This is a genomic window from Streptococcus sp. S5, from assembly GCF_034134805.1.
GTDB lineage: Bacteria > Bacillota > Bacilli > Lactobacillales > Streptococcaceae > Streptococcus > Streptococcus lingualis.
This window is the reverse complement of record NZ_CP139419.1, coordinates 1,768,221-1,793,897: the sequence shown is the minus strand read 5'-3', so window position 1 is coordinate 1,793,897 and position 25,677 is coordinate 1,768,221. Positions and strand designations below refer to the sequence as shown.

The following is a 25,677-nucleotide window of genomic DNA, read 5'->3' as shown; positions in this document are numbered from 1 at the left end:
AAACGCTGTAAATATTTAAAGAGTTTAGGTCGTAAGACCAAAAATAAGGTTAAGTTAATAAGGGCGCACGGTGGATGCCTTGGCACTAGAAGCCGAAGAAGGACGTGACAAACGACGAAATGCTTTGGGGAGCTGTAAGTAAGCGACGATCCAGAGATGTCCGAATGGGGGAACCCACTAGCTGATGGCTAGTACTCCTATCTGTTAAGGATAGGTAGAGGAAGACGCAGTGAACTGAAACATCTAAGTAGCTGCAGGAAGAGAAAGCAAAAGCGATTGCCTGAGTAGCGGCGAGCGAAACGGCAGGAGGGCAAACCGAAGAGTTTACTCTTCGGGGTTGTAGGACTGCAATGTGGACTTAAAGATTATAGAAGAATGACATGGGAAGGTCAGCCAAAGAGAGTAAGAGCCTCGTATTCGAAATAGTCTTTATACCTAGCAGTATCCTGAGTACGGCGGGACACGAGAAATCCCGTCGGAATCTGGGAGGACCATCTCCCAACCCTAAATACTCTCTAGTGACCGATAGTGAACCAGTACCGTGAGGGAAAGGTGAAAAGCACCCCGGGAGGGGAGTGAAATAGAACCTGAAACCGTGTGCCTACAACAAGTTCGAGCCCGTTAATGGGTGAGAGCGTGCCTTTTGTAGAATGAACCGGCGAGTTACGATATGATGCGAGGTTAAGTTGAAGAGACGGAGCCGTAGGGAAACCGAGTCTGAATAGGGCGAGTTAGTATTATGTCGTAGACCCGAAACCATGTGACCTACCCATGAGCAGGTTGAAGGTGAGGTAAAACTCACTGGAGGACCGAACCAGGGCACGTTGAAAAGTGCTTGGATGACTTGTGGGTAGCGGAGAAATTCCAAACGAACTTGGAGATAGCTGGTTCTCTCCGAAATAGCTTTAGGGCTAGCGTCGACATTAAGATTCTTGGAGGTAGAGCACTGTTTGGGTGAGGGGTCCATCCCGGATTACCAATCTCAGATAAACTCCGAATGCCAATGAATTATGGTCGGCAGTCAGACTGCGAGTGCTAAGATCCGTAGTCGAAAGGGAAACAGCCCAGACCACCAGCTAAGGTCCCAAAATAATTGTTAAGTGGAAAAGGATGTGGGGTTGCACAGACAACTAGGATGTTAGCTTAGAAGCAGCTATTCATTCAAAGAGTGCGTAATAGCTCACTAGTCGAGTGACCCTGCGCCGAAAATGTACCGGGGCTAAAACAATTTACCGAAGCTGTGGATACCTTTATAGGTATGGTAGGAGAGCGTTCTATGTGTGGAGAAGGTGTACCGTGAGGAGCGCTGGAACGCATAGAAGTGAGAATGCCGGTATGAGTAGCGAAAGACAGGTGAGAATCCTGTCCACCGTAAGACTAAGGTTTCCAGGGGAAGGCTCGTCCGCCCTGGGTTAGTCGGGACCTAAGGAGAGACCGAAAGGTGTATCCGATGGACAACAGGTTGATATTCCTGTACTAGAGTATGTAGTGAAGGAGGGACGCAGTAGGCTAACTAAAGCGTGCGACTGGAAGTGCACGTCTAAGCAGTGAGGTGTGAATTGAGTTAAATGCTTAATTCTGTAACATTGAGCTGTGATGGGGAGCGAAGTTTAGTAGCGAAGTTAGTGACGTCACACTGCCAAGAAAAGCTTCTAGCGTTAATCATACTCTACCCGTACCGCAAACCGACACAGGTAGTCGAGGCGAGTAGCCTCAGGTGAGCGAGAGAACTCTCGTTAAGGAACTCGGCAAAATGACCCCGTAACTTCGGGAGAAGGGGTGCTGGCTTTAAGTCAGCCGCAGTGAATAGGCCCAAGCAACTGTTTATCAAAAACACAGCTCTCTGCTAAATCGTAAGATGATGTATAGGGGGTGACGCCTGCCCGGTGCTGGAAGGTTAAGAGGAGTGCTTAGCGTAAGCGAAGGTATGAATTGAAGCCCCAGTAAACGGCGGCCGTAACTATAACGGTCCTAAGGTAGCGAAATTCCTTGTCGGGTAAGTTCCGACCCGCACGAAAGGCGTAATGATTTGGGCACTGTCTCAACGAGAGACTCGGTGAAATTTTAGTACCTGTGAAGATGCAGGTTACCCGCGACAGGACGGAAAGACCCCATGGAGCTTTACTGCAGTTTGATATTGAGTGTCTGTGCCACATGTACAGGATAGGTAGGAGCCATTGAGATCGGGACGCCAGTTTCGATGGAGGCGTTGTTGGGATACTACCCTTGTGTTATGGCCACTCTAACCCGGTAGGTTCATCATCTACGGAGACAGTGTCTGACGGGCAGTTTGACTGGGGCGGTCGCCTCCTAAAAGGTAACGGAGGCGCCCAAAGGTTCCCTCAGAATGGTTGGAAATCATTCGCAGAGTGTAAAGGTATAAGGGAGCTTGACTGCGAGAGCTACAACTCGAGCAGGGACGAAAGTCGGGCTTAGTGATCCGGTGGTTCCGTATGGAAGGGCCATCGCTCAACGGATAAAAGCTACCCTGGGGATAACAGGCTTATCTCCCCCAAGAGTTCACATCGACGGGGAGGTTTGGCACCTCGATGTCGGCTCGTCGCATCCTGGGGCTGTAGTCGGTCCCAAGGGTTGGGCTGTTCGCCCATTAAAGCGGCACGCGAGCTGGGTTCAGAACGTCGTGAGACAGTTCGGTCCCTATCCGTCGCGGGCGTAGGAAATTTGAGAGGATCTGCTCCTAGTACGAGAGGACCAGAGTGGACTTACCGCTGGTGTACCAGTTGTCTCGCCAGAGGCATCGCTGGGTAGCTATGTAGGGAAGGGATAAACGCTGAAAGCATCTAAGTGTGAAACCCACCTCAAGATGAGATTTCCCATGATTTTATATCAGTAAGAGCCCTGAGAGAAGATCAGGTAGATAGGTTAGGAGTGGAAGTTGTGTGAGCAATGGAGCGGACTAATACTAATAGCTCGAGGACTTATCCAAAGAGTCAGAAGATATTGACAACGAAAGGTTAACTTGTTAGAATATAGATGTTCAATTTTGAATGTTTAATCATTCAGAGTTAAGTGACGATAGCCTAGGAGATACACCTGTACCCATGCCGAACACAGCAGTTAAGCCCTAGAACGCCGGAAGTAGTTGGGGGTTGCCCCCTGTGAGATAAGGTAGTCGCTTAGCTTGATTCCGCCATAGCTCAGTTGGTAGTAGCGCATGACTGTTAATCATGATGTCGTAGGTTCGAGTCCTACTGGCGGAGTATAGAAAAAAAAGAGATCAGGTAATTGATCTCTTTTTTACTTTTCATTTTAATGTTAATTAAAGCTCCGTTTAGTTAACGGAGCTTTTCTCTATTTAGTTATTTGGGAAAAATGCTTGATATAAGGCTTTAATTGCTTTTTCTTCTTGATCTTTACTTACAACGAACATAATGGAAACTTCACTAGAACCTTGCGAGATCATTTGAATATTCACTTCATTTTCTGATAGTGCTTTGGCTGCAGTGGCGGTAACCCCCACTTGACTCTTCATTTTCTCACCAACAATCATAATGATGGAAAGATCATGTTCAATTTCGGCTGTGTCAACTTCTAGCTTTTGTGTTAATTGTTTCAGAATCTCTTGTTCTTTGATTGGAGTCAGTTCACGTGAACGCAAAATGATGGATAAATCATCAATTCCTGTTGGCATATGGTCCCAACTGATATTGAGATCTTCTAAAATTTGAAGGACTTTTCGACCAAAACCGACTTCGCGGTTCATAAGGTATTTTGTAGTGTTAATACTAACGAATCCTGAATCACCTGCAATCCCTACAACAGTCACATGATCATTTGAATGTTCCAAAACAATGCGGGTTCCAGGGTGGTCTGGATTATTTGTATTTTTAATGACTAATGGAATTTTACCTCTGTATGCTGGAACAAGTGCTTCATCATGTAAGACTGAAAAACCAGCATAGGCTAATTCACGCATTTCTTTGTAGGTTAATTCAGGAATAGAATGTGGGTGTTTAATAATACCTGGATGTGCTGCAAAGATACCATTTACGTCTGTAAAGTTTTCGTATAAGTCTGCTTTTACACCTGCTGCAATGATCGATCCAGTAATATCAGATCCACCACGAGAAAATGTACAAATATTACCATCTTGAGTAACACCAAAGAATCCTGGAATGACAATCACTTCACTTGAGTCTTTTAGTTCTTCAATTTTATCGTAACTAGATGGTAATATACGAGCGTTGGAAGGTTCTGCAGTGACTGTAATCCCTGCCTCTTTTGGATGGATGTATCTTGCTTCTAATCCATTTTGATTGAAATAAGCAGCAATGAGTTTAGCATTGTTATTTTCGCCTGCTGCTAGGAATGCATCGTATGTGAATGGATTCCCTTTTTTAGGTAAATTTGTTAAATCATAGATATCTTCAGCAATTTCTTGAATAATGGAATCTTTGAGACCCAATTCTTCTGTAATGGCACGATAACGTTCAATAATCCACTGTTGTGTTTGTGTGACATCCTTATCTGAAGTAAATTCTTTATAATACCGGATCAGAGCGTCTGTTACTTTTGTATCTTCAGCGTTGCGTTTGCCTGGAGCTGATACAACTACAAATCTTCTTTCTGGATCATCTTTAATGATATCAAGTACTTTTTTTAATTGAGAAGCTGATGCTAGAGAACTTCCACCGAATTTAGTTACTTTCATATTTTCTCCTTAATAGTTTCATTAATACATTATATCAAAGTTCAGTTATTGATACAATGTATTTACAGATAGGGCATAAAATAATTGATTCTGTAGAGGAGAGAAATTGTAATTATTCAAATTTTACAATTTTGTTACATCTTATAGATATATTTTACTATTTTACTTTTTTGTGGTATGATATGTTATAATTCAAAAGTTTTAATATCAAAATATTTTATATTTAAACAAAAGGAGTCTGTGATGTTTGAAACAATTTTGTATTCTGTCGAAAACGACCTCGCGACAATCTCTTTAAATCGTCCTGAAGTATCCAATGGTTTTAACATTCCAATGTGTCAGGAAATTTTAGCTGCCCTGGAAGATGCAGAAAAAAATGAGGAAGTAAAATTCATTATTCTATCAGCAGAAGGGAAAATCTTTTCAGTTGGTGGAGATTTAAGCGAAATGAAACGAGCAGTCGATGCGGATGACATCGAGTCTCTTGTTTTAATTGCCGAATTAGTTAATACGATTTCAAAGAAAATCAAGCAATTGCCAAAACCGGTTATTATGATGGCAGATGGAGCGGTTGCTGGAGCAGCTGCTAACATTGCAGTAGCTGTTGATTTTTGTATTATTAGTGATCGTACTAAATTTATCCAAGCCTTTGTTGGGGTTGGTTTAGCACCGGATGCGGGTGGGTTATTCTTGTTAGGAAAAGCCATTGGCATGTCTCGGGCTACTCATTTAGTAATGACGGGTGAAGCCTTGACTGCTGAAAAGGCATTTGATTATGGTCTAGCTTATCGTGTTTGTGAATCTGAAAGACTCGATAAAACAGTTGAGCAATTGCTTAAAAAATTAAGAAGAGGATCTTCAAATTCTTATGCTGCCATGAAAGAAATGGTTTGGGAAGCATTCTTGAAAGAATGGGACCAATATGCGGGTCTTGAATTGGATTTGCAAAAGAAACTAGCATTTACAGAAGATTTCAAGGAAGGGGTTATTGCCTACTCTGAGAAACGTCGGCCACAATTTAAAGGAAAATAAATTTGTAATTTTTCTATGTTTTGTGAAAAAATGCTTGCAAATTATTTTCATTTTTGATAAAATTTGACTATCAAAGTAAAATTAGGAGGTGGAGTTTTGAATTACCAATTAGTTAACGACTATTTAACATCCATCTTTAATAATGTTTTGGTTATTGAGGAGTCGAGCCTAAGAGCAAGTCGATTCAAAGATGTTTCTATTAAAGAAATGCATACGATCGATGTGATTGGTTCGACACCGAATGCAACCCCGAGTGATATTTCACGGGAGTTGATGGTGACTTTGGGGACTGTCACGACAAGTTTGAATAATCTTGAGCGCAAAGGGTATATCGAAAGAAGAAGATCGGAAGTTGATCGTCGGGTTGTACACTTGAGTTTAACGAAGAACGGTCGTCTACTTTATCGTCTTCATCAGCAATTCCATAAACGGATGGTCAACCAGATTATTGGAGATATGAGTCCCGAAGAGAAGAAAGTGATGCAATAAGGATTGCAAAATCTGTATCGTTTCTTGGAGGAAATTAAATAATGGTCTTTGCTAAAATTAGTCAAGTTGCTCATTATGCACCTGACCAAGTCGTATCAAATGATGATTTGGCTGAGATCATGGATACAAGTGATGAATGGATCAGTAGTCGGACAGGTATCCTTCGGCGTCACATTTCAAAAGATGAGACGACAAGTGATCTAGCAACAATTGTTGCACAAAGATTATTAGCAAAAGCAAACTTAGATGCTGAGGAAATTGATTTCATCGTTGTTGCTACGATTACACCAGATAGCTTAATGCCATCAACTGCAGCCCGGGTACAAGCTAATATTGGAGCTTCTCGAGCTTTTGCCTTTGATCTGACTGCAGCATGTAGCGGATTTGTATTTGCATTAGCCACTGCTGAAAAATACATTTCTTCAGGTATGTACCGGCGAGGAATTGTGATCGGTAGTGAGACGCTTTCAAAAGTATTAGACTGGTCAGACCGTTCCACTTCAGTCCTTTTTGGAGATGGAGCTGGTGGTGTCTTGCTTGAAGCAAGCGATCAAAAATCGTTTTTGGCTGAGAATCTTTTTACAGATGGTAGCCGAGGTGCTAGTCTTGAGTCTTGCTATTTGGGTCTGTCTTCCCCTTATTCAGATGACGTTTTTGATCGAAGATATCTGACAATGGATGGACGGGCAGTTTTTGATTTTGCCATTCGTGATGTCACGAAAAGTATTCAAAAAATTATAGTAGACGCCTCTATGGAAGCAGAAGAGATTGACTATTTTCTGTTACACCAGGCGAATGACCGAATGTTAGATAAGATGTCAAAAAAACTGGGTGTCTCTAGAGAGAAAATCCCAGCAAATATGATGGAATATGGGAACACTAGTGCTGCTAGTATCCCCATTCTATTATCGGAGTGTGTCGAGAATCATCGAATCAAGATGGATGGAAGTCAAAAAATTCTTCTGACAGGATTCGGTGGAGGTTTGACATGGGGCACACTTCTTGTTACAATCTAGTTAAACATGTGGAAACACATTTTAAAAATTTATATATTATTTTTTAAGGAGGCCTATTATGGCAGTATTTGAAAAAGTACAAGAAATTATCGTTGAAGAACTTGGTAAAGAACCATCAGAAGTAACTCTTGAATCTACATTCGAAGATTTAGAAGCAGATTCATTGGATTTGTTCCAAGTTATCTCTGAAATTGAAGATGCTTTTGACATCCAAATCGAAACTGAAGAAGGGTTGTCTACAGTTGGTGACCTTGTCGCTTACGTAGAAGAAAAAACAAAATAATGATAGATGAGAGTATCGAAAGATATTCTCTCTTGTTTAGGTAATAGTTTGAGGCTCAAAGAAACAATCTTTTAAACTCAAACTATTACTTAAGCGAAAAAAGAGGTAGGTATAATGCAAACACGAATTACTGAACTATTGAATATTAAATATCCAATCTTCCAAGGTGGGATGGCATGGGTCGCTGATGGTGACTTGGCTGGAGCAGTATCAAACGCCGGTGGTCTTGGAATCATTGGTGGCGGGAACGCTCCAAAAGAAGTTGTAAAGGCTAACATTGATAAGGTGAAGTCTATTACAGATAAGCCTTTTGGTGTAAATATCATGCTTTTGTCCCCATTCGCGGATGACATTGTTGACCTGGTGATTGAAGAAGGTGTAAAAGTTGTTACAACTGGAGCTGGAAATCCTGGGAAATACATGGATCGTTTCCATGAAGCAGGGATCACTGTCATTCCTGTTGTTCCATCTGTTGCCCTTGCAAAACGGATGGAAAAATTGGGTGCCGATGCAATGATTGCAGAAGGAATGGAAGCTGGAGGTCACATTGGTAAATTGACGACTATGACCTTGGTTCGTCAAGTGGTTGAAGCTGTTTCTATTCCAGTAATTGGTGCTGGAGGTGTCGCTGATGGTGCTGGTGCTGCAGCTGTCTTTATGTTAGGTGCCGAAGCTGTTCAGGTGGGAACTCGTTTCGTGGTTGCTAAAGAATCTAATGCTCACCAAAACTTTAAGAATAAAATCTTGAAAGCGAAAGATATTGATACGGTAGTTTCAGCATCAGTTGTTGGACACCCTGTTCGTGCGATCAAGAATAAATTGGCTTCTGCCTATAACCAAGCTGAAAAAGATTTCTTGGCAGGTAAGAAGACTCAAGAAGAAATTGAAGAATTAGGAGCAGGTGCCCTTCGCAATGCCGTTGTTGATGGAGATGTTGACAATGGATCTGTAATGGCAGGTCAAATTGCTGGACTTGTCAGCAAGGAAGAAACTTGTGCTGAAATTCTAGAAGATATCTATTATGGTGCAGCCAAGGTGATTCAAAGAGAGGCTGCTCGTTGGGCAGATGTAAACGTCTAAAAACGTCGAAAGGATTAGGATAGTGACAAAACGTGCGTTCTTATTTGCTGGTCAAGGGGCTCAGAAATTGGGCATGGCGAGCGATTTGTATGCGGCTTATCCCGTTGTTAAAGAGACATTTGATACGGCTAGTCGTATTCTAGGTTATGATTTGCGTGAATTGATTGATTCTAACGAAGAAAAACTGAATCAGACACGCTATACTCAACCAGCTATTTTGACAACGTCAGTAGCCATTTATCGTCTCTTAGTAGAAAATGGTATCACTCCTGATATTGTTGCCGGCCTCTCTTTGGGGGAATATTCTGCCCTGGTTGCGGCTGGAGCTCTTTCGTTTGAAGATGCAGTAGCTTTGGTTGCGAAACGAGGTGAATTCATGGAAACGGCAGCTCCCGCTGGAAGTGGGAAAATGGTTGCTGTTATGAATACAGATCCAAGTTTGATCGAAGAGATTTGTCAACAAGCATCTGAAAAGGGTGTAGTGACACCAGCTAACTACAATACACCCGCACAAATTGTGATTGGTGGTGAGGTTGCAGCTGTGGACTATGCTGTGGAACTATTGCAGGAAGCAGGTGCCAAACGCTTGATCCCTTTGAATGTGTCAGGTCCATTCCACACAGCCTTACTGGAATCTGCTAGTCAAAAATTGGCGGCTGAACTAGAAAAAGTATCATTTAATGATTTTGATCTTCCTTTAGTTGGGAATACAGAAGCTACTATCATGAAGTCAGAAGATGTGAAAGCACTTTTGGCCCGTCAAGTAAAAGAACCGGTTCGTTTCTATGATTCAATTGCTACGATTCAAGACTTTGGTGTAGATGAAGTCATCGAGATCGGACCTGGAAAAGTCTTGTCAGGATTCTTGAAGAAAATTGATAAAACTCTTCCAACTCATAACGTCGAAGATCAGGCTAGTCTAGATGCACTTCTGAATGCTTAAAACGAGGTAAAGATGGAACTTAAAAATAAAAATGTTTTTGTAACAGGTTCAACACGCGGAATTGGATTGGCTGTGGCTCATAAATTTGCGAGTCTCGGTGCCAATGTTGTCCTAAATGGACGTTCTGAAATTTCTGAGGACTTGCTTGCACAGTTTGCTGACTATGGTGTGACTGTTGTTGGTATTTCTGGGGATATTTCGAATGGCGAAGATGCTCAACGTATGGTGGCTGAAGCAATTGAAAAGCTTGGGAGTGTTGATGTTTTGGTCAATAACGCTGGCATCACAAATGACAAGTTGATGTTGAAAATGACTGAAGAAGATTTTGAACGGGTCTTGAAAATCAACTTGACTGGTGCCTTCAATATGACACAAGCTGTCTTAAAACCAATGTCTAAGGCGCGTCAAGGTGCCATTATCAACATGTCCTCTGTTGTTGGTCTAATGGGGAATATTGGTCAAGCGAACTATGCAGCTTCAAAAGCTGGATTGATTGGTTTTACCAAATCCGTTGCGCGTGAAGTTGCGGCTCGTGGCGTTCGTGTGAATGCCATTGCACCTGGTTTCATTGAATCAGATATGACAGACGCTATTCCAGAGAAAATGAAAGATGCCATGCTAGCTCAAGTGCCAATGAAACGAATTGGTCAAGCTGAAGAAGTGGCAGAAGTTGCGGCTTTCTTGGCAGGTCAAGAATATTTAACTGGTCAAACAATTGCCATTGATGGCGGCATGACTATGCAATAATGAATGCTTACTGATCGAAAATCACTTACTTAAATATCCATCCGACAAAAGGAGAATATATATGTCTACAAATCGTGTTGTTGTTACAGGTTACGGTGTAACCTCACCAATCGGAAATACACCAGAGGAGTTCTGGAATAGCCTTCATGAAGGAAAAATTGGAATCAAGCCCATTACGAAATTTGATGCTTCTGAAATTCCAGTCTTTAATGCTGGTGAAATTCAAGATTTCCCATTCGATAAATATTTTGTGAAAAAAGATCAAAATCGTATGGATACTTACTCATTGTATGCAATCTATGCTGCGATGGAAGCTATTGAAAATTCAGGCTTGAATATGGAAGAAGAAGACCGTGATCGAGTAGGCGTGATTGTATCATCTGGTATCGGTGGTTTGCAAGAATTGGAAGATCAAATTATCCGGATGCATGAACGTGGGATGAAGAGAATCCAACCAATGTTTATTCCAAAAGCTCTTTCAAACATGGGTGCTGGAAACATCGCACTTAAGATTGGGGCTCAAGGGGTATGTAAATCCGTAACAACAGCTTGTGCTTCTGCTAATGATGCCATTGGTGAAGCTTTCCGTGAAATTAAATTTGGTATGCATGATGTTGTTTTGGCAGGTGGTGCTGAAGCTTCAATTACCAAGATTGGTATCGGTGGTTTTAATGCCCTTACGGCCCTTTCAACAACGGAAGATCCAGAACGTTCATCTATCCCATTTGACAAAGACCGTAATGGTTTTGTGATGGGTGAAGGTGCAGGGGTTCTTGTCATCGAAAGCTTGGAACATGCCCAAAAACGTGGTGCTAATATTTTAGCTGAAATTGTTGGTTACGGTTCGAACTGTGATGCCTACCATATGACAACACCGACACCAGATGGTTCAGGTGCTGCTAAAGCGATTAAATTAGCGATCAATGAAGCGGGTATCAAGCCTGAAGATGTCGATTATGTCAATGCGCATGGTACATCTACACCTGCTAATGAGAAAGGTGAAAGCGGAGCTATTGTTTCTGTCCTTGGTAAAGAAGTTCCTGTATCATCTACTAAATCATTTACAGGACACTTGTTAGGTGCTGCTGGTGCGGTTGAAGCGATTGCTACCATCGAAGCGATTCGTCACAGCTTTGTACCAAAAACTGCTGGTACTAAAGAATTGTCTGACTATATCGAAGCAAACGTTGTTTATGGTGAAGGTCAAGAAGCGGATATTCAGTACGCTATCTCAAATACCTTTGGTTTTGGAGGACACAATGCTGTTCTGGCCTTTAAACGTTGGGAGGGTTAATTCATGAATATTTCTGAAATCAAAGATTTGTTGGCTCAATTTGATGCGTCAACTTTGCGTGAATTCTCATATAAAAATAATGGCGAAGAATTGAATTTGAGTAAAAACCAAACGAGTTCAGTTGCGGCTACACCGGTTGCTCCTGCAGTTGAAGTGGTAGCAACTCCTCAAACTCCTGTAGTAGCCCCTGTTGTTGAAGCACCAGCAACTCCAGCTGTAGCGGCTGAACCAGTTGCTGCTCCAGCTCAGGCTGCAGAAGGTGATGTGGTTGAAAGTCCATTGGTTGGGGTGGCTTACTTGTCGCCAGCTCCGGATAAACCAGCCTTTGTATCTGTAGGAGACAAAGTTACTAAGGGTCAAACACTCTTGATTATCGAAGCCATGAAAGTGATGAATGAAGTCCCAGCGCCTAAAGATGGGGTAGTCACTGAAATTTTGGTAACGAATGAAGAAATGGTTGAATTTGGAAAAGGATTGGTTCGAATCAAATGACAATTGATATTAATGCTATTCGTGAGGCTTTGCCACATCGTTACCCAATGCTTTTGGTGGATCGCGTATTGGAAACAAGCGAAGATACGATTGTTGCCATTAAAAATGTGACAATTAATGAACCATTTTTTAATGGACATTTTCCACAATATCCTGTTATGCCAGGTGTTCTTATCATGGAAGCTTTGGCACAAACAGCAGGTGTACTAGAGTTGTCAAAACCTGAAAATAAAGGGAAATTAGTCTTTTATGCAGGGATGGACAAGGTGAAGTTTAAAAAACAAGTCGTTCCAGGAGATCAACTGGTGATGACAGCTACTTTTGTCAAACGTCGTGGAACCATTGCTGTTGTTGAAGCGAAAGCAGAGGTAGACGGTAAGCTTGCAGCTTCAGGAACACTTACTTTTGCAATTGGAAATTAAGAAAGGCCTATCTATGTTTCGTAAGATCTTAATCGCCAATCGTGGTGAGATTGCAGTGCGCATTATTCGTGCGGCTCGTGAACTTGGCATCGAGACGGTTGCGGTGTATTCTACTGCTGATAAAGAAGCCTTGCATACCTTACTAGCGGATGAAGCAGTCTGTATTGGCCCTGCTAAATCAACAGAATCTTATTTGAATATGAGTGCTGTCTTGTCTGCAGCTGTCTTAACAGGTGCAGAAGCTATCCACCCTGGTTTTGGATTTTTAAGTGAAAACTCAAAATTTGCAACCATGTGTGAGGAAGTGGGCATTAAATTTATTGGTCCTTCTGCTAAAGTCATGGATTTGATGGGGGATAAGATTAATGCTCGTAAACAGATGATCAAAGCAGGAGTGCCTGTTATTCCTGGATCAGATGGTGAAGTGTATACTGCTGAAGAAGCACTCGAGATTGCAGAGCGTATTGGTTACCCTGTGATGTTGAAAGCATCTGCAGGAGGCGGTGGCAAGGGAATTCGGAAGGTTGAAAAACCAGAAGATTTGGTTGCTGCTTTTGAATCTGCTTCCTCAGAAGCTCAAGCTGCTTTTGGGAATGGTGCCATGTATATGGAGCGGGTGATTTATCCGGCACGCCACATTGAAGTACAGATTTTAGCGGATCAGCATGGACATGTCATTCACTTAGGTGAACGCGATTGTTCTCTTCAACGAAATAACCAAAAAGTTCTAGAAGAATCCCCTTCGATTGCTATTGGAAAAACGCTTCGTGATCGGATTGGTTCTGCAGCTGTTCGTGCAGCTGAATCAGTTGGGTACGAGAATGCTGGAACGATTGAATTCTTGTATGATGAAGGCAAGGGTGAGTTCTACTTTATGGAAATGAATACCCGTGTCCAAGTAGAGCATCCTGTCACGGAATTTGTAACAGGAGTTGATATCGTTAAGGAACAGATTAAAATCGCAGCTGGCCAAGAATTATCCGTTACTCAAGAGGATATTGTCATTAAAGGCCATGCGATTGAATGCCGGATCAATGCGGAAAATCCTTCCTTTAACTTTGCACCAAGCCCAGGTAAGATCACTAATCTCTATCTTCCAAGTGGTGGGGTTGGCTTGCGTGTGGATTCTGCTGTGTATCCTGGTTATACGATTCCACCATACTATGATAGTATGATTGCCAAGATCATTGTCCATGGGGAAAATCGCTTTGATGCACTGATGAAAATGCAGCGTGCTCTTTATGAGTTGGAAATCGATGGTGTCACAACCAATAGCAGTTTCCAGTTGGATTTGATTTCAGATTCACATGTGATCGCTGGTGATTATGACACTGCATTTTTGATGGAACAATTCCTTCCAAATTATAATAAGGAATGATGAAAAAGCCTGGACTTGTGAGGGGAGTATGAACATCATCTTCACAGTTTCGGGCTTTTATAGTAATGCTGCAGATACTGTAGCATATTATAAGGAGTAAGTAATGGCATTATTTTCTAAAAAAGATAAATATATTCGGATCAATCCGAATAGGTCAGCCTGGAAGGAGCCTCAGCCAAAACCTGAAGTTCCTGATGAACTATTTTCACAATGCCCAGGTTGTAAACATACCATTTACCAAAAGGATTTAGGTAGTGAACGGGTATGCCCAAACTGTGGCTATACCTTCCGTATTTCTGCTAAAGAACGCTTGGCGCTGACAGTGGATCCAGCTAGCTTTGAAGAAATGTTTACAGGAATCGAAACGACAGATCCTTTGAATTTCCCAAATTATAAGAAAAAACTAGCAGCAGTGAGGGAAATGACAGGACTGGATGAAGCAGTCCTGACTGGCACTGCCTTGATTAAAGGGCAAAAAGTTGCGCTTGGGATCATGGATTCCAACTTTATCATGGCTTCAATGGGTTCTGTAGTAGGTGAAAAAATTACTCGTTTATTTGAATTTGCGACAAAAGAAAAATTGCCAGTTGTTCTCTTTACCGCTTCCGGTGGTGCTCGGATGCAAGAAGGAATCGTGAGTTTGATGCAAATGGCAAAGATTTCTGCGGCTGTTCAACATCATTCTAAAGAAAAATTATTCTATTTGACAGTATTGACAGATCCGACAACTGGTGGGGTGACAGCCTCATTTGCTATGGAAGGTGATATTATCATGGCAGAGAGTCAGGCCTTGGTCGGGTTTGCCGGTCGTCGCGTGATCGAATCAACTGTGCGTGAAAAATTGCCAGATGATTTCCAAAAAGCAGAATTTCTACAAGAACATGGATTTGTAGACTTGATCGTGGAGAGAAGCCAAATCCGAGCAACAGTTGGACAATTATTGGCCCTTCATGGAGGTAAACATGAGTAAAATAACACAGATTATTAAAGAAGCACGTGACCAAGGAAGATTGACTGCTCTTGATTTTGCTCAAGGAATTTTTGATGATTTTATCGAATTGCATGGAGATCGAAACTTCCGTGATGATGGTGCGGTGATTGGTGGGATTGGACGCTTAGGCGATCAAACGGTTACAGTCGTTGGGATCCAAAAAGGAAAAAATCTTCAGGATAATCTAAAACGTAATTTTGGACAACCACATCCAGAAGGCTATCGAAAAGCTTTACGCCTCATGAAGCAAGCGGAGAAGTTTGGCCGTCCAGTTGTGACCTTTATCAATACAGCGGGTGCTTATCCTGGTGTTGGTGCCGAGGAACGAGGACAAGGTGAAGCTATTGCCCGCAACCTCATGGAAATGAGTGATTTAAAAGTTCCAATTATCGCGATTATCATCGGAGAAGGTGGCTCTGGTGGGGCCTTGGCTCTGGCTGTAGCAGATAAGGTCTGGATGCTAGAAAACTCCATCTATGCAGTCTTGAGTCCAGAAGGTTTTGCCTCTATTCTTTGGAAAGATGGAAGCCGTGCCATGGAAGCAGCAGAGTTGATGAAGATTACTTCTCACGAGTTGTTAAATATGGACATTGTCGATAAGGTGATTCCAGAGCATGGATTTTCAAATGGTGAACTACTGGCTCAAGTGAAGAAGGAATTACAGGAAGAGTTAAAGGTTTTACAAGCCGTACCTCTGGAGGATCTTTTAGAGCAACGCTACCAACGTTTTCGTAAATATTAAAAAACTGAGCTTGCAATTTGCAAGACTCAGTTTTTTTAAACTTTATTTTGGTGCGATGACTTCAGCGCCACCCATGTATGGACGGAGGACTTCTGGAATAGTCACAGAACCGTCTTCGTTTTGATAGTTTTCAAGAATAGCAGCGACGGTACGTCCAACAGCCAACCCAGAACCGTTCAAAGTGTGAAGGAGTTTTACCTTGCCATCTGCTTCATCACGGTAACGGATTTGCGCACGGCGAGCTTGGAAATCTTCTGTATTGGAACAGCTTGAGATTTCACGGTAGGTGTTTTGCGCCGGAATCCATACTTCCAAGTCATAAGTCTTAGCAGCTGAGAAGCCCATGTCTCCAGTGGAGAGAGCTACCACACGGTATGGAAGGTTCAGTTTTTGAAGGATATTTTCAGCATTGACAACCATTTTTTCCAATTCATCGTATGATTCTTCTGGTTTGGCAAATTTCACCATTTCAACCTTATGGAATTGGTGCAACCGGATCAAGCCACGAGTATCACGACCAGCAGAACCAGCTTCTGAACGGAAAGATGGACTCATAGCGGTGAAGTAGATTGGAAGGTCTTTCCCATCAAGAATTTCATCGCGGTAGTAGTTTGTCAAAGGAACTTCGGCTGTTGGAATGAGGACGTAATTGGTATCGCTAAGTTCAAAAGTATCTTCCTTGAATTTTGGATATTGTCCAGTACCAAACATAGAATCATGGTTGACCATGTAAGGAGGGATGACTTCAGTGTAGCCTTCCTTGCCATGTTCGTCCAACATGAAGTTGTAGATAGCGCGTTCTAAGCGAGCTCCAAGTCCTTTGTAAAAGAGGAAACGAGCACCAGTAACTTTAGCCCCGCGTTCCCAGTCAAGGATATCAAGGTCTTCACCTAAATCCCAGTGAGCTTTTGGTTCGAAGTCAAACTCGCGAGGAGTTCCCCAACGGCGAACTTCAACGTTGTCATCCTCATCTGCTCCAACAGGGACACTATCAGCAGGGATATTTGGAAGGGTAGTAGTGAATTCAGTTAATTTGGCATCGATTTCAGCCAATTCTGTATCCAATGCTTTGACTTCTGCAGAGAGGGTTTGCATGGCAGCAATCTTATCATCTGCATTTTCCTTGTTGCGTTTAGCTTGTGCGATTTCAGCAGATACAGTGTTACGCTCTGCTTTAAGATTTTCTACTTTGACTAAGATATCTCGACGTTTGGCATCGATTTCTTTCATTTCATTCAAAATAGCTGCATCTACGCCACGTGTTGCCAATTTTTTAGCAACCGTATCAAAGTCTGTACGAATCCGTTTAATATCTAACATAGCTTCTCCTTTAACAAAAAACACACCTGTTAGAGTGTTGGAGTGGCAGAGCCACGGTTCCATCCAACTTCACAGGTGTGCACTTGATTCGATATTGTATTTTAAAGAAACGGTAGAATTTCAATTAAGATTTCTATCTGCTCGCAGCAACCGCAGACTTTCTGAAAGAGACTCTTAACTTACTTATCCGTTTGCGTCTATTATACAAGAAAAGATTCTATTTTGCAAATAGATTTTTAATTTTAGCCGTGATGATTTGGATCAACGTAGGAAGTTTGACAATTTTATCATTTCCTAGATGTTCCCGAGCAATCTTTAAAATTTTTCCAGAGTCTTTTGAAGCAAAGAGAAATTTTGATTCTCTGGTATAGATTTCAAAATGGCGGCTAATTTTACGTCCGGATACATTGGCTCCGATTCGCTCGATTTCTTGCCAGGGAATTTGGATGTAGTCTTCTACATTTGCATCCGCATAAAATTCAAAAGCGGCATTCCCGACTAGGATTTTTCCAACCTTTCCCCCCACTCCAAGGTAAGAAACCCCTGTAGTATGGAATTCAACGGTTTTATTCAATGATTGAGCCATGAGATCCTCCTGTATTGCTGTTCACTCCATTATATCATAATAAAAAGAAGGCCGAAACCTTCTTTTTAGTTGATCTTTGCTTACATCAAGCCAGCAACGTGTGCTAATACACCGATTACAAAGAGGGCGATGATGATGGCGATTGGAGATACTTTTTTCTTCAACAACCACATACAAGCAAAAGTAAGAAGTAATCCCATCAAACCAGGAATCAATGAATCCAAGTTTTGTTGGAAAGTCGTAACTTTTTCAGGTGTTTGAGAGAGACCTGAGCCAACTTGAGCGAAGGCTTCTTGGATACCCTTGTATCCTTCAGGAAGTTTATCCCAGTGGATATAAGCTTTGTCGTCTAATTTGACAGAAGAAACATTAAAGATGAATTTAATAGATACCCAACGTTCTACCAAGACAGCAAGGATGAACATCCCGAGGATAGAAGCTCCTTTGGTGATGTCTTGCAAGATCCCACCAGACATATCTTTGGTAATTTCAGAACCTGCTTTGTAGCCAAGTTCTTGCGTGTACCACAAGAAGGACATACGAATCGCATTCCATGCGATAAAGAAGATGAGTGGGCCAAGGATGTTACCAGACGCAGCAAGTGATGCACCAAGGGCACCAAGGATAGGACGTACTGTAAACCAGAAGACTGGATCTCCGATACCCGCCAAAGGACCCATCATACCAATTTTAACCCCTTGGATGGCAGCATCGTCAATCGCAGCACCGTTTGCTCTTTCTTCTTCAAGAGCAAGTGTTACCCCGATGATAGGAGCAGCAACGTATGGGTGAGTGTTAAAGAATTCCATGTGACGTTCAAGAGCAGCCGCTTGGTCTTCTTTCTTTGTGTAGAGTTTTTTGATAGCTGGGATCAATGAGTATGCCCAACCCAAGTTTTGCATCCGTTCATAGTTCCAAGAACCTTGCAAGAAGGTTGAACGCCACCAAACTTTTTGACGATCTGATTTAGATAATTGTAATTTTTCAGTCATGATAGTGTCACACCTTTCTTAATAGTCTTCGAGAATGTCGCCGATTGGATCGTTAGAAGTAGCGGCTCCGCCACCTCCATTGCCACCTTTCTTAGAGAGTGAAAGGTAGATTAAGGCAAGAGCAACACCGATTGCTCCAAGAGCGATCAAGGTCAATTGGCTAACAGCTGCAAGAGCAAAACCGATGGCAAAGAATGGCCATACTTCACGGCTCGCCATCATGTTGATAACCATGGCATAACCAACGGCTACAACCATACCACCACCGATTTGCATTCCATCAGAGAGCCATTTTGGCATTTGTTCAAGAGCAGTTTTGACAGTTTCAGCAGGAATCATCAACAAGAGGGCTGCAGGAATGGCGATACGAAGACCTTGAAGAAGAAGGGCCACAAAGTGAGCGCGTTCTACACCTTTGATATCCCCTTTTCTAGCAGCAGCGTCGGCAGTGTGAACCAAACCAACGGAAAGGGTACGGACGATCATGGTCAAGAAAAGGCCAGCAACTGCAAGTGGAATAGCGACACCTTGAGCGACAGCGATTCCTTTTGTACTGAAGTCTCCCCCAAGTACCATGATGATGGCAGCAGCGACAGATGCAAGGGCAGCATCGGGTGCAACTGCGGCACCAATGTTTGCCCAGCCAAGTGCAATAAATTGAAGTGAACCACCAAGCATAATGCCAGCAGTCAAATTACCTGTTACCAAACCGATTAAGGTACAAGCAACAAGGGGTTGGTGGAATTGGAATTGGTCAAGGATACCTTCAAGACCTGCTAAGAAGGCAACAACGACCACTAATACCATAGAAATAATAGACATGTTTAAAATCCTTTCGTAAGTAATCGATTATTGAACGTTAGCTTTGTTAATTAAGTCAAACAAATCTTTCTTAGAGTCATTTGGCACTTTACGGACGTCAAATTCAACTCCAAGATCACGCATTTTTTCAAATGTAGCCACGTCATCTTTATCCATTGACAACACATTGTTCACCATGGTTTTACCAGTTGAGTGGGCCATTGAACCAACGTTCAAGGTTTTAATCGGAACACCACCTTCGATGGCGCGAAGAGCATCTTGAGGTGTTTCAAATAAGATCAAAGCATGGGTATTTCCAAAACGTGGATCTTTTGCAACGTCGATCAATTTTTGAATTGGGACAACGTTTGCTTTCACACCATTTGGTGCCGCTTGTTTGATCAATTCCTTACGGAGTTCATCTTTGGCAACAGAATCTGAAGCAACAATGATCCGATCGGCTTTTGAATCAGGTGTCCAAGCAGTTGCCACTTGTCCATGAAGAAGACGTGTATCTAAGCGGGCAAGGTTAATCTTGAGTTTTCCATCTCCGATAACTGTTCCTTCTGGAATAGCAGCTTGGGCTACAGGAGCAGCAGCGGCTGTACTAGCTTCTTCAACAGGATTCAATTCTTCTGGAAGGGCTTTGACACCGTCTTTTGCTTCCTTAATGATGTTTGCAGCGACTTGATCAACGCCGGCATTTGCATCCATCAAACGTTCTGTATAAGCTTGAATCAACATCGGAAGGTTTAATCCTGTAATGATCGCAAATTTACGATCTGGATTTTCTCCCATGACGCGACTTGCTTGGTTAAATGGAGAACCACTCCAAAGGTCAGCCAAAACCAAGACTTCATCTTCTGCATCAAATGCGGCAACAGCTGCATTGAATTTAGCATAGAGATCATCCGGGCCTTCACTTGGCATGAACGTAACCACTTGAACTTTCTCTTGATCCCCAAAGATCATCGAGCCGGATTGGTGGATTCCAGCTGCAAATTCACCGTGGCTAGCAATAATGATACCAATACTCATTATTGACATTCCTCCTTATAAAATTTGTTTGACTTTCAGTTTAAGAAAACTTTAAGCTACTTTATTATAAATCGTTTCCACACTTAAGTCAATTTTTCTATCAAAATCTCGATGTAAAAATATTGATTTATTATATTAAATTATCGTTAGATAGAAAAAGAATGCTCTTGAATGCATTTTGTTTATTACTTGTTGATGCTTAAAAAAACAATAATAGATATGTTTTATAGGATTTTGTTCTCAATGAAAAGATTCCGACAATCAAACGATATTCTCGAAAATAAAAATAAATATATAATAAATTGTAAAATAGAGTGATTGGGAGCACTAAAAAAGACTAGCCCAGTTGGGCTAGTCCTGTAGGTTCAGTTGTTTAGTTTGTAAAGTCAAGTACCATACGTCCTTGAATGGTTCCAGCTTCCATTTCGTCAAAGACTTTGACAGCATCTTCTACTGGACGTTTTTGAACGATAGGGACTACCAAGCCTTCTGCTCCAAATTGGAAAGCTTCTTCCAAGTCTTTACGAGTTCCTACAAGAGAACCAATGACTTGGATACCATCTAATACAGTTTTCACAATGCTGAGGTCCATCATTTCAGAAGGAAGACCAACTGCGACCACGCGGCCACCTGCACGAACAGAATCTACTGCTTGGTTGAAAGCTACTTTAGAAACAGCTGTTACGACAGCAGAGTGAGCTCCACCATTTGTTTTTTCTTTGATCAATCCTGGGACATCATCAACTTCGCGACCGTTGATGACAAAGTCTGCACCAACTTCTTTCGCTAATTCCAGTTTATCATTGTTGATATCGACAGCGATGACATGTGCGTTGAAGACTTTCTTAGCATATTGAACAGCCAAGTTTCCTAGTCCACCAGCTCCATAGATAACGATCCATTGTCCTGGTTCAGCTTTGGCTTCTTTGATGGCTTTGTAAGTTGTAACACCTGCACAGGTAATAGAAGAAGCTTGGGCTGGATCTAATCCTTCAGGTACTTTCACTGCGTAATCTGCAGTAACGATACATTGTTCAGCCATCCCTCCATCAACAGAGTAACCAGCATTTTTTACAGTACGGCAAAGAGTTTCACGACCAGTTGTACAGTATTCACAAGTTCCACATCCTTCGAAGAACCATGCGACACTGACACGATCCCCAACTTTTAGGCTCTTGACATCTGGAGCAACTTCTTTAACAATACCGATTCCTTCGTGTCCAAGAACACGTCCTGGAACTTTACCAAAGTCTCCGTGAGCAACGTGCAAGTCAGTGTGGCAGACACCACAGTATTCGATTTGAACAAGAGCTTCCCCTGTTTCAAGTGGACGCATGTCTTTGTTTGCAACGATTTCAACACCAGTACCTTCTGGATTTACAACAACAGCTTTCATTTTGTTCCTCCTTAAGTGAACGAGAAGCGATTTAGCATTTTTGAAAGCGCTTCTTTAATAACTATGTTAATAATATCACAAACTAGATGGCAAGGCAATGAAAAAAATGTAAAAATAGGAGGGTATTGATTAACCGATTAAGTATTTAGGATAGAAACAGACATGAGGGATAGCTCATGTCTGTTCCTATTATAAGAATAATTGAATTAGTTGGCGCGCGACACCGTCCTCATTATTGGTAAAATCTGTGACGGAATCCGCGTAAGGAAGTAGGACAGAGCTCGCGTTTTTCATGGCGTATCCATGACCAGCGAGAGCTAGCATGTCGGTATCGTTGTGCTCGTCTCCAAAGGCAATCAAATCCTTCTGATCCATATTGAGTTTATCTAGAAGGTAGGTCAGAGCAGAAGCTTTGGTCACATTTTTTGGATTGCATTCCAGAATATTTAAGGGACCACCCCAAGTATTGATAGACAGATTGTAGTTATAATGCCGATTCATTTCATCTGCCAGAGCATATTTGTCTTCCGCTTTCGTTTGAAAGAGGATACAGTTTGGGTCGCTCGTTACCCGTTCGGGGTTGAATTGATTTTCTGGTTGGAAAGATTCAATCCCGAATAATTTAGGATCTGCAACGTGCTCATTTGGATCGGTAATAAAGAATTTATTGCGGTATTCGCCTGCTATAAAGTCCGCTTGGATAGTGTCTCGGTTAGCGACCATATCTAACAGGTATTTTTTATCTAAAGTCAAACATTGTTCATCTGCCCATTTTTTCTCAGGTAGATGCGTAAGGGAGCCGTTAAAATTGATCATCGGAGTATCTAGCACTAGTTGTTTGTAATAGGTATGTGCCATACGGTAGGGGCGGCCTGTTGTAATAATGACTTTATGGCCAAGAGCACTAATTTTTTTTATCGTATCAATGGTAAAGTCGCTCAATTTGCTTTCGGAATTTAAGAGAGTGCCGTCTAGATCTAGAGCGATCATCTTTTTATGCATATTTCAGTTCCTTTCGAGAAGAATGAGACCATTATATCAGAAAAATCGGAAAAGCGCTCAAAAATCGAGAAGAGAAGCGGGATTTCTTGAAAGGCGAAAGATCTTTTGGTAAAATAGAAATAACGTTCGCAAATTGATTGGGAGCGAGAATGATGAAAAAGGAGTTTATTCTGAAATGGATAAGTTTTTTAAACTTTCAGAACATGGAACCACTGTTCGAACAGAGGTTCTTGCTGGTTTGACAACCTTTTTTGCGATGAGTTATATCCTCTTCGTAAACCCGCAAATGTTGTCACAAACAGGGATGCCAGCTCAAGGGGTCTTCCTTGCAACGATTATTGGATCTGTTGTCGGAACCTTGATGATGGCTTTTTATGCCAATTTACCGTATGCACAAGCACCAGGAATGGGCTTGAATGCCTTCTTTACCTTTACCGTTGTATTTGGTATGGGCTACTCCTGGCAGGAAGCTTTAGGAATGGTCTTCATTTGTGGTGTGATTTCATTGATCATCACATTGACAAATGTTAGGAAGATGATCATCGAATCGATTCCGACAGCCCTACGTTCTGCTATTTCAGCGGGGATTGGGATTTTCTTGGCCTATGTTGGAATTAAGAATGCAGGATTTTTGAAATTTACGATTGACCCTCATACCTACACAGTGGTCGGAGAAGGAGCAGATAAGGCGAATGCAACGATCTCAGCCAATGCATCTGCTGTTCCTGGTTTGGTTGATTTTAACAATCCAGCCGTCCTCTTGGCCCTTGTTGGTCTTGCGATTACCATTTTCTTTGTTGTCAAGGGGATTAAGGGAGGGATTATCCTTTCCATCTTAGTGACGACGGTTCTTGGAATTCTCATCCATGTTGTTGATATCAGCAAAATCGACTTTGCAAGTAACCATCTAGGAGCTGCCTTTAAGGATTTAGGCACGATCTTTGGTCAAGCTTTAGGATCGAAAGGATTGGGTTCGTTGATTTCCAATACGTCTCGTTTGCCTGAGACCTTCATGGCAATCTTAGCCTTCTCCTTGACCGATATTTTTGATACAATCGGAACTTTGATCGGTACGGGTGAAACAGTTGGGATTGTTGCGACGAATGGGGAAAATCATCAATCAGCTAAATTAGATAAAGCGCTCTATTCAGACCTCGTAGCGACTTCAGTTGGAGCTATTGCAGGGACATCGAATGTAACGACCTATGTTGAATCTGCAGCCGGTATTGGAGCGGGTGGACGAACTGGTCTGACAGCCTTGGTTGTAGCGATCTGTTTTGCTATTTCAAGTCTCTTTAGTCCCTTGTTGGCGATTGTACCGACCGCTGCTACAGCCCCAATTTTGATTGTTGTTGGGATCATGATGTTGAGTGGTTTGAAAAATATCCATTGGGAAGATATGTCAGAAGCCGTTCCTGCCTTCTTCACTTCTATCTTTATGGGCTTCAGCTACTCAATTACTCAAGGGATCGCTGCTGGATTTATCACCTATAGCTTGGTGAAAGTGGTTAAAGGACAAGCCAAAGAAGTGCATAGCATGATTTGGATCCTAGATGTTCTCTTTATTTTAAACTACGTTAGCATGGCCTTGAATTAAGTATCAGAAAAGTGCCAAAAAGGAATGGGAGTTGTCTCCCATTCCTTTCAGATTGAAGACAAAGTTATACCAAAAACATTCCTTAGGTGAGTACGGACGTCAGCGAACTTCTTTGAAGTTCCATGACTAATTATTGAGCCTAAGGTCTCAATAATTCCGAGTGCCTGAAACGTTATTGTTTCAGGCACTTTTCTCACAGCGGAAAGTTTCAGTATTTTCTTAAATCGATTTAAAAATTGGAACTCAAATTTATTTTTTTTTGCAGAATCACTTAACTTATTTTACTTTAAAATAGTTTGTCTATCTATCTAAAAAGCAAACCTGAGTCGAACAATTTCTAAAAGAAAGAGCAGATTTTTAAAAAGTTTGGTATAATAGAGAAATGATTAGTCACAATGAAACGGAGCTGATCGCTCTAGGAAAACAGCTAGGAAAACTCTTAGAAAAGCAAGACGTGATTATCTTATCAGGTGATCTAGGAGCAGGAAAAACGACCTTTACCAAGGGAATTGCAAAGGGGTTAGGGATTGATCAGATGATTAAAAGCCCGACCTATACCATTGTTCGTGAATACGAAGGTCGCTTGCCTTTATACCATTTGGATGTTTACCGGATTGGGAATGATCCAGATTCTATTGATTTAGATGATTTTCTATTTGGAGATGGTGCTACCATTATTGAATGGGGAGAGCTGATTGAGCCGAGTCTTTCGGATGCTTATCTAAAAATTTTTATCCGAAAATTAGAAGATGGGCGAGAGTTAGCTTTTGAAGCTCATGGAGCGCGTGCAGAAGCTTTACTGACATCCTTTGAGCAGGTGGAAAAAACGGATGACTAAGGAAAAGGAAGTGACAGTAGAAATTCGGCAAGCTGACAGTGCAGATGCGGCTCTTGTCGTTGATTTCTTAAATCAAGTTGGGAAAGAGTCAGATTACATGACACTAGATGAAGCTGGAATTGGCATGTCTCCAGCAGACATGGAGCAATTTCTGATGGTGCAAGAGATGGCGGAAAACCGGATTTGCCTCTTGCTATTTCTAGATCAGGAACTGGCAGCTTTGTTAAATATCACTGCAGCTTCTCAACGGTCCATTCGGCATATTGGTGATGTCTTTATTGTGGTTCAAAAAGCTTATTGGAATCAAGGGCTTGGACAGATCCTGTTGGAAGAAGGGATCGAGTGGGCGCACTCGACCGGTGTTCTTAGGAAACTAGTCTTGAATGTCCAAGTGCGCAATGAACGGGCGGTTCACCTGTATAAAAAGTTAGGTTTTGAGATCGAAGGTTGCCAAGCTCGTGGAGCTTGTTCAGCTGAAGGAGAATTCTTAGATGTTTACCTTATGGGGAAACTGATAGATTAGAGA

24 protein-coding genes, 1 tRNA gene and 2 rRNA genes are annotated in these 25,677 nt (G+C 42.0%); 19 read left to right on the top strand and 8 right to left on the bottom strand.

Annotated features, from left to right (window positions below):
- Positions 1–47: 47 nt before the first annotated feature.
- The 3 genes from SM123_RS08680 to SM123_RS08670 all read left to right on the top strand — a co-directional run bounded on the left by SM123_RS08680 (position 48) and on the right by SM123_RS08670 (position 3,221).
- Positions 48–2,947: ribosomal RNA gene (locus tag SM123_RS08680) — 23S ribosomal RNA — on the top strand.
- A 79-nt stretch (positions 2,948–3,026) separates the two neighbouring features.
- Positions 3,027–3,142 (top strand): 5S ribosomal RNA (gene rrf / locus SM123_RS08675).
- Positions 3,143–3,147: 5 nt separating this feature from the next.
- Positions 3,148–3,221, top strand: a tRNA-Asn gene (locus SM123_RS08670).
- 95 nt (positions 3,222–3,316) lie between these two features.
- Here SM123_RS08670 and SM123_RS08665 read toward each other — a convergent pair.
- Positions 3,317–4,672 carry an aspartate kinase gene (locus tag SM123_RS08665; protein WP_320909441.1) on the bottom strand — a complete coding sequence of 452 codons (1,356 nt, stop codon included), beginning with the start codon at positions 4,670–4,672 and terminating at the stop codon, positions 3,317–3,319.
- A gap of 240 nt (positions 4,673–4,912) precedes the next feature.
- On the opposite strand from SM123_RS08665, the gene fabM reads away from it, so the two are divergent.
- The 13 genes from fabM (at position 4,913) to SM123_RS08600 (ending at position 15,581) form a co-directional block, all read left to right on the top strand.
- Entirely contained in the window at positions 4,913–5,704 is a 792-nt protein-coding gene (gene fabM / locus SM123_RS08660) for a trans-2-decenoyl-ACP isomerase (RefSeq protein ID WP_045760237.1), read from the top strand.
- 96 nt (positions 5,705–5,800) lie between these two features.
- Positions 5,801–6,193, top strand: coding sequence for a fatty acid biosynthesis transcriptional regulator FabT (gene fabT, locus SM123_RS08655; RefSeq protein WP_320909440.1), 393 nt, complete (start codon positions 5,801–5,803; stop codon positions 6,191–6,193).
- A 41-nt stretch (positions 6,194–6,234) separates the two neighbouring features.
- Positions 6,235–7,209, top strand: coding sequence for a beta-ketoacyl-ACP synthase III (locus SM123_RS08650; RefSeq protein ID WP_320909439.1), 975 nt, complete (start codon positions 6,235–6,237; stop codon positions 7,207–7,209).
- 58 nt (positions 7,210–7,267) lie between these two features.
- Positions 7,268–7,492, top strand: a complete 225-nt coding sequence (locus SM123_RS08645) for an acyl carrier protein (protein ID WP_003003892.1) — start codon at positions 7,268–7,270, stop codon at positions 7,490–7,492.
- A gap of 114 nt (positions 7,493–7,606) precedes the next feature.
- Entirely contained in the window at positions 7,607–8,572 is a 966-nt protein-coding gene (gene fabK / locus SM123_RS08640) for an enoyl-[acyl-carrier-protein] reductase FabK (RefSeq protein ID WP_320909438.1), read from the top strand.
- Positions 8,573–8,594: 22 nt separating this feature from the next.
- A complete protein-coding gene (gene fabD, locus SM123_RS08635) occupies positions 8,595–9,515 on the top strand; it encodes an ACP S-malonyltransferase (protein WP_049522747.1) in 921 nt (306 codons plus the stop codon).
- Positions 9,516–9,527: 12 nt separating this feature from the next.
- Positions 9,528–10,262: a 3-oxoacyl-[acyl-carrier-protein] reductase gene (gene fabG / locus SM123_RS08630; RefSeq protein WP_003010456.1), complete on the top strand. Its 735-nt coding sequence runs from the start codon at positions 9,528–9,530 to the stop codon at positions 10,260–10,262.
- Positions 10,263–10,323: 61 nt separating this feature from the next.
- Positions 10,324–11,556, top strand: coding sequence for a beta-ketoacyl-ACP synthase II (gene fabF / locus SM123_RS08625; protein WP_003010454.1), 1,233 nt, complete (start codon positions 10,324–10,326; stop codon positions 11,554–11,556).
- Between the two features lie 3 nt (positions 11,557–11,559).
- Complete coding sequence (gene accB / locus SM123_RS08620) at positions 11,560–12,048, top strand: acetyl-CoA carboxylase biotin carboxyl carrier protein (protein ID WP_049482591.1); 489 nt, start codon at positions 11,560–11,562, stop codon at positions 12,046–12,048.
- Positions 12,045–12,470, top strand: a complete 426-nt coding sequence (gene fabZ, locus SM123_RS08615; protein WP_003004019.1) for a 3-hydroxyacyl-ACP dehydratase FabZ — start codon at positions 12,045–12,047, stop codon at positions 12,468–12,470. Before accB ends, fabZ begins: the two co-directional genes overlap by 4 nt.
- A 13-nt stretch (positions 12,471–12,483) precedes the next feature.
- Positions 12,484–13,848, top strand: a complete 1,365-nt coding sequence (locus SM123_RS08610; protein WP_045760281.1) for an acetyl-CoA carboxylase biotin carboxylase subunit — start codon at positions 12,484–12,486, stop codon at positions 13,846–13,848.
- 103 nt (positions 13,849–13,951) lie between these two features.
- Positions 13,952–14,818 (top strand): acetyl-CoA carboxylase, carboxyltransferase subunit beta, encoded by an 867-nt coding sequence (gene accD, locus SM123_RS08605; RefSeq protein WP_021154503.1) that lies wholly within the window; start codon positions 13,952–13,954, stop codon positions 14,816–14,818.
- The gene (locus tag SM123_RS08600) at positions 14,811–15,581 is read left to right on the top strand and encodes an acetyl-CoA carboxylase carboxyl transferase subunit alpha (RefSeq protein ID WP_320909437.1); all 771 of its coding nucleotides are present in this window, start codon (positions 14,811–14,813) and stop codon (positions 15,579–15,581) included. Before accD ends, SM123_RS08600 begins: the two co-directional genes overlap by 8 nt.
- A gap of 42 nt (positions 15,582–15,623) precedes the next feature.
- On the opposite strand, the gene serS is transcribed toward SM123_RS08600, so the two are convergent.
- From serS to SM123_RS08565, 7 genes are all read right to left on the bottom strand, one after another.
- On the bottom strand, positions 15,624–16,901 hold the full coding sequence (gene serS / locus SM123_RS08595) for a serine--tRNA ligase (protein ID WP_320909436.1): 1,278 nt from the start codon (positions 16,899–16,901) through the stop codon (positions 15,624–15,626).
- Between the two features lie 217 nt (positions 16,902–17,118).
- Complete coding sequence (locus SM123_RS08590) at positions 17,119–17,487, bottom strand: DUF956 family protein (RefSeq protein ID WP_023920226.1); 369 nt, start codon at positions 17,485–17,487, stop codon at positions 17,119–17,121.
- 80 nt (positions 17,488–17,567) lie between these two features.
- A complete protein-coding gene (locus tag SM123_RS08585) occupies positions 17,568–18,479 on the bottom strand; it encodes a PTS system mannose/fructose/sorbose family transporter subunit IID (RefSeq protein ID WP_320909435.1) in 912 nt (303 codons plus the stop codon).
- Positions 18,480–18,497: 18 nt separating this feature from the next.
- Positions 18,498–19,301, bottom strand: a complete 804-nt coding sequence (locus tag SM123_RS08580) for a PTS mannose/fructose/sorbose transporter subunit IIC (RefSeq protein WP_061455936.1) — start codon at positions 19,299–19,301, stop codon at positions 18,498–18,500.
- Positions 19,302–19,328: 27 nt separating this feature from the next.
- Positions 19,329–20,318, bottom strand: a complete 990-nt coding sequence (locus tag SM123_RS08575) for a PTS sugar transporter subunit IIB (RefSeq protein ID WP_003010431.1) — start codon at positions 20,316–20,318, stop codon at positions 19,329–19,331.
- A 373-nt stretch (positions 20,319–20,691) separates the two neighbouring features.
- Positions 20,692–21,714, bottom strand: coding sequence for an alcohol dehydrogenase AdhP (adhP, locus tag SM123_RS08570; RefSeq protein WP_049474386.1), 1,023 nt, complete (start codon positions 21,712–21,714; stop codon positions 20,692–20,694).
- 189 nt (positions 21,715–21,903) lie between these two features.
- The gene (locus SM123_RS08565) at positions 21,904–22,716 is read right to left on the bottom strand and encodes a Cof-type HAD-IIB family hydrolase (protein WP_320909434.1); all 813 of its coding nucleotides are present in this window, start codon (positions 22,714–22,716) and stop codon (positions 21,904–21,906) included.
- A gap of 175 nt (positions 22,717–22,891) precedes the next feature.
- Here SM123_RS08565 and SM123_RS08560 point away from each other — a divergent pair, with 175 nt between their 5' ends.
- The 3 genes from SM123_RS08560 to SM123_RS08550 all read left to right on the top strand — a co-directional run bounded on the left by SM123_RS08560 (position 22,892) and on the right by SM123_RS08550 (position 25,674).
- Positions 22,892–24,313: an NCS2 family permease gene (locus SM123_RS08560; protein WP_320909433.1), complete on the top strand. Its 1,422-nt coding sequence runs from the start codon at positions 22,892–22,894 to the stop codon at positions 24,311–24,313.
- Between the two features lie 382 nt (positions 24,314–24,695).
- Positions 24,696–25,151: a tRNA (adenosine(37)-N6)-threonylcarbamoyltransferase complex ATPase subunit type 1 TsaE gene (tsaE, locus tag SM123_RS08555; RefSeq protein ID WP_003010422.1), complete on the top strand. Its 456-nt coding sequence runs from the start codon at positions 24,696–24,698 to the stop codon at positions 25,149–25,151.
- Positions 25,144–25,674, top strand: coding sequence for a GNAT family N-acetyltransferase (locus tag SM123_RS08550; RefSeq protein ID WP_049472478.1), 531 nt, complete (start codon positions 25,144–25,146; stop codon positions 25,672–25,674). The genes tsaE and SM123_RS08550 overlap by 8 nt, the downstream gene beginning before the upstream one ends.
- Positions 25,675–25,677: the final 3 nt, after the last annotated feature.

What these genes read in the sequence shown, in the direction of transcription:
- fabZ (WP_003004019.1), top strand. Translation starts at nt 12,045, where the DNA reads ATGACAATTGATATTAATGCTATTCGTGAGGCTTTGCCACATCGTTAC.
- SM123_RS08590 (WP_023920226.1), bottom strand. Translation starts at nt 17,487, where the DNA reads ATGGCTCAATCATTGAATAAAACCGTTGAATTCCATACTACAGGGGTT.
- SM123_RS08575 (WP_003010431.1), bottom strand. Translation starts at nt 20,318, where the DNA reads ATGAGTATTGGTATCATTATTGCTAGCCACGGTGAATTTGCAGCTGGA.
- SM123_RS08600 (WP_320909437.1), top strand. Translation starts at nt 14,811, where the DNA reads ATGAGTAAAATAACACAGATTATTAAAGAAGCACGTGACCAAGGAAGA.
- SM123_RS08565 (WP_320909434.1), bottom strand. Translation starts at nt 22,716, where the DNA reads ATGCATAAAAAGATGATCGCTCTAGATCTAGACGGCACTCTCTTAAAT.
- SM123_RS08585 (WP_320909435.1), bottom strand. Translation starts at nt 18,479, where the DNA reads ATGACTGAAAAATTACAATTATCTAAATCAGATCGTCAAAAAGTTTGG.
- SM123_RS08650 (WP_320909439.1), top strand. Translation starts at nt 6,235, where the DNA reads ATGGTCTTTGCTAAAATTAGTCAAGTTGCTCATTATGCACCTGACCAA.
- adhP (WP_049474386.1), bottom strand. Translation starts at nt 21,714, where the DNA reads ATGAAAGCTGTTGTTGTAAATCCAGAAGGTACTGGTGTTGAAATCGTT.
- SM123_RS08610 (WP_045760281.1), top strand. Translation starts at nt 12,484, where the DNA reads ATGTTTCGTAAGATCTTAATCGCCAATCGTGGTGAGATTGCAGTGCGC.
- serS (WP_320909436.1), bottom strand. Translation starts at nt 16,901, where the DNA reads ATGTTAGATATTAAACGGATTCGTACAGACTTTGATACGGTTGCTAAA.
- SM123_RS08580 (WP_061455936.1), bottom strand. Translation starts at nt 19,301, where the DNA reads ATGTCTATTATTTCTATGGTATTAGTGGTCGTTGTTGCCTTCTTAGCA.
- SM123_RS08550 (WP_049472478.1), top strand. Translation starts at nt 25,144, where the DNA reads ATGACTAAGGAAAAGGAAGTGACAGTAGAAATTCGGCAAGCTGACAGT.
- tsaE (WP_003010422.1), top strand. Translation starts at nt 24,696, where the DNA reads ATGATTAGTCACAATGAAACGGAGCTGATCGCTCTAGGAAAACAGCTA.
- accD (WP_021154503.1), top strand. Translation starts at nt 13,952, where the DNA reads ATGGCATTATTTTCTAAAAAAGATAAATATATTCGGATCAATCCGAAT.
- SM123_RS08645 (WP_003003892.1), top strand. Translation starts at nt 7,268, where the DNA reads ATGGCAGTATTTGAAAAAGTACAAGAAATTATCGTTGAAGAACTTGGT.
- fabK (WP_320909438.1), top strand. Translation starts at nt 7,607, where the DNA reads ATGCAAACACGAATTACTGAACTATTGAATATTAAATATCCAATCTTC.
- fabF (WP_003010454.1), top strand. Translation starts at nt 10,324, where the DNA reads ATGTCTACAAATCGTGTTGTTGTTACAGGTTACGGTGTAACCTCACCA.
- fabG (WP_003010456.1), top strand. Translation starts at nt 9,528, where the DNA reads ATGGAACTTAAAAATAAAAATGTTTTTGTAACAGGTTCAACACGCGGA.
- accB (WP_049482591.1), top strand. Translation starts at nt 11,560, where the DNA reads ATGAATATTTCTGAAATCAAAGATTTGTTGGCTCAATTTGATGCGTCA.
- SM123_RS08665 (WP_320909441.1), bottom strand. Translation starts at nt 4,672, where the DNA reads ATGAAAGTAACTAAATTCGGTGGAAGTTCTCTAGCATCAGCTTCTCAA.
- SM123_RS08560 (WP_320909433.1), top strand. Translation starts at nt 22,892, where the DNA reads ATGGATAAGTTTTTTAAACTTTCAGAACATGGAACCACTGTTCGAACA.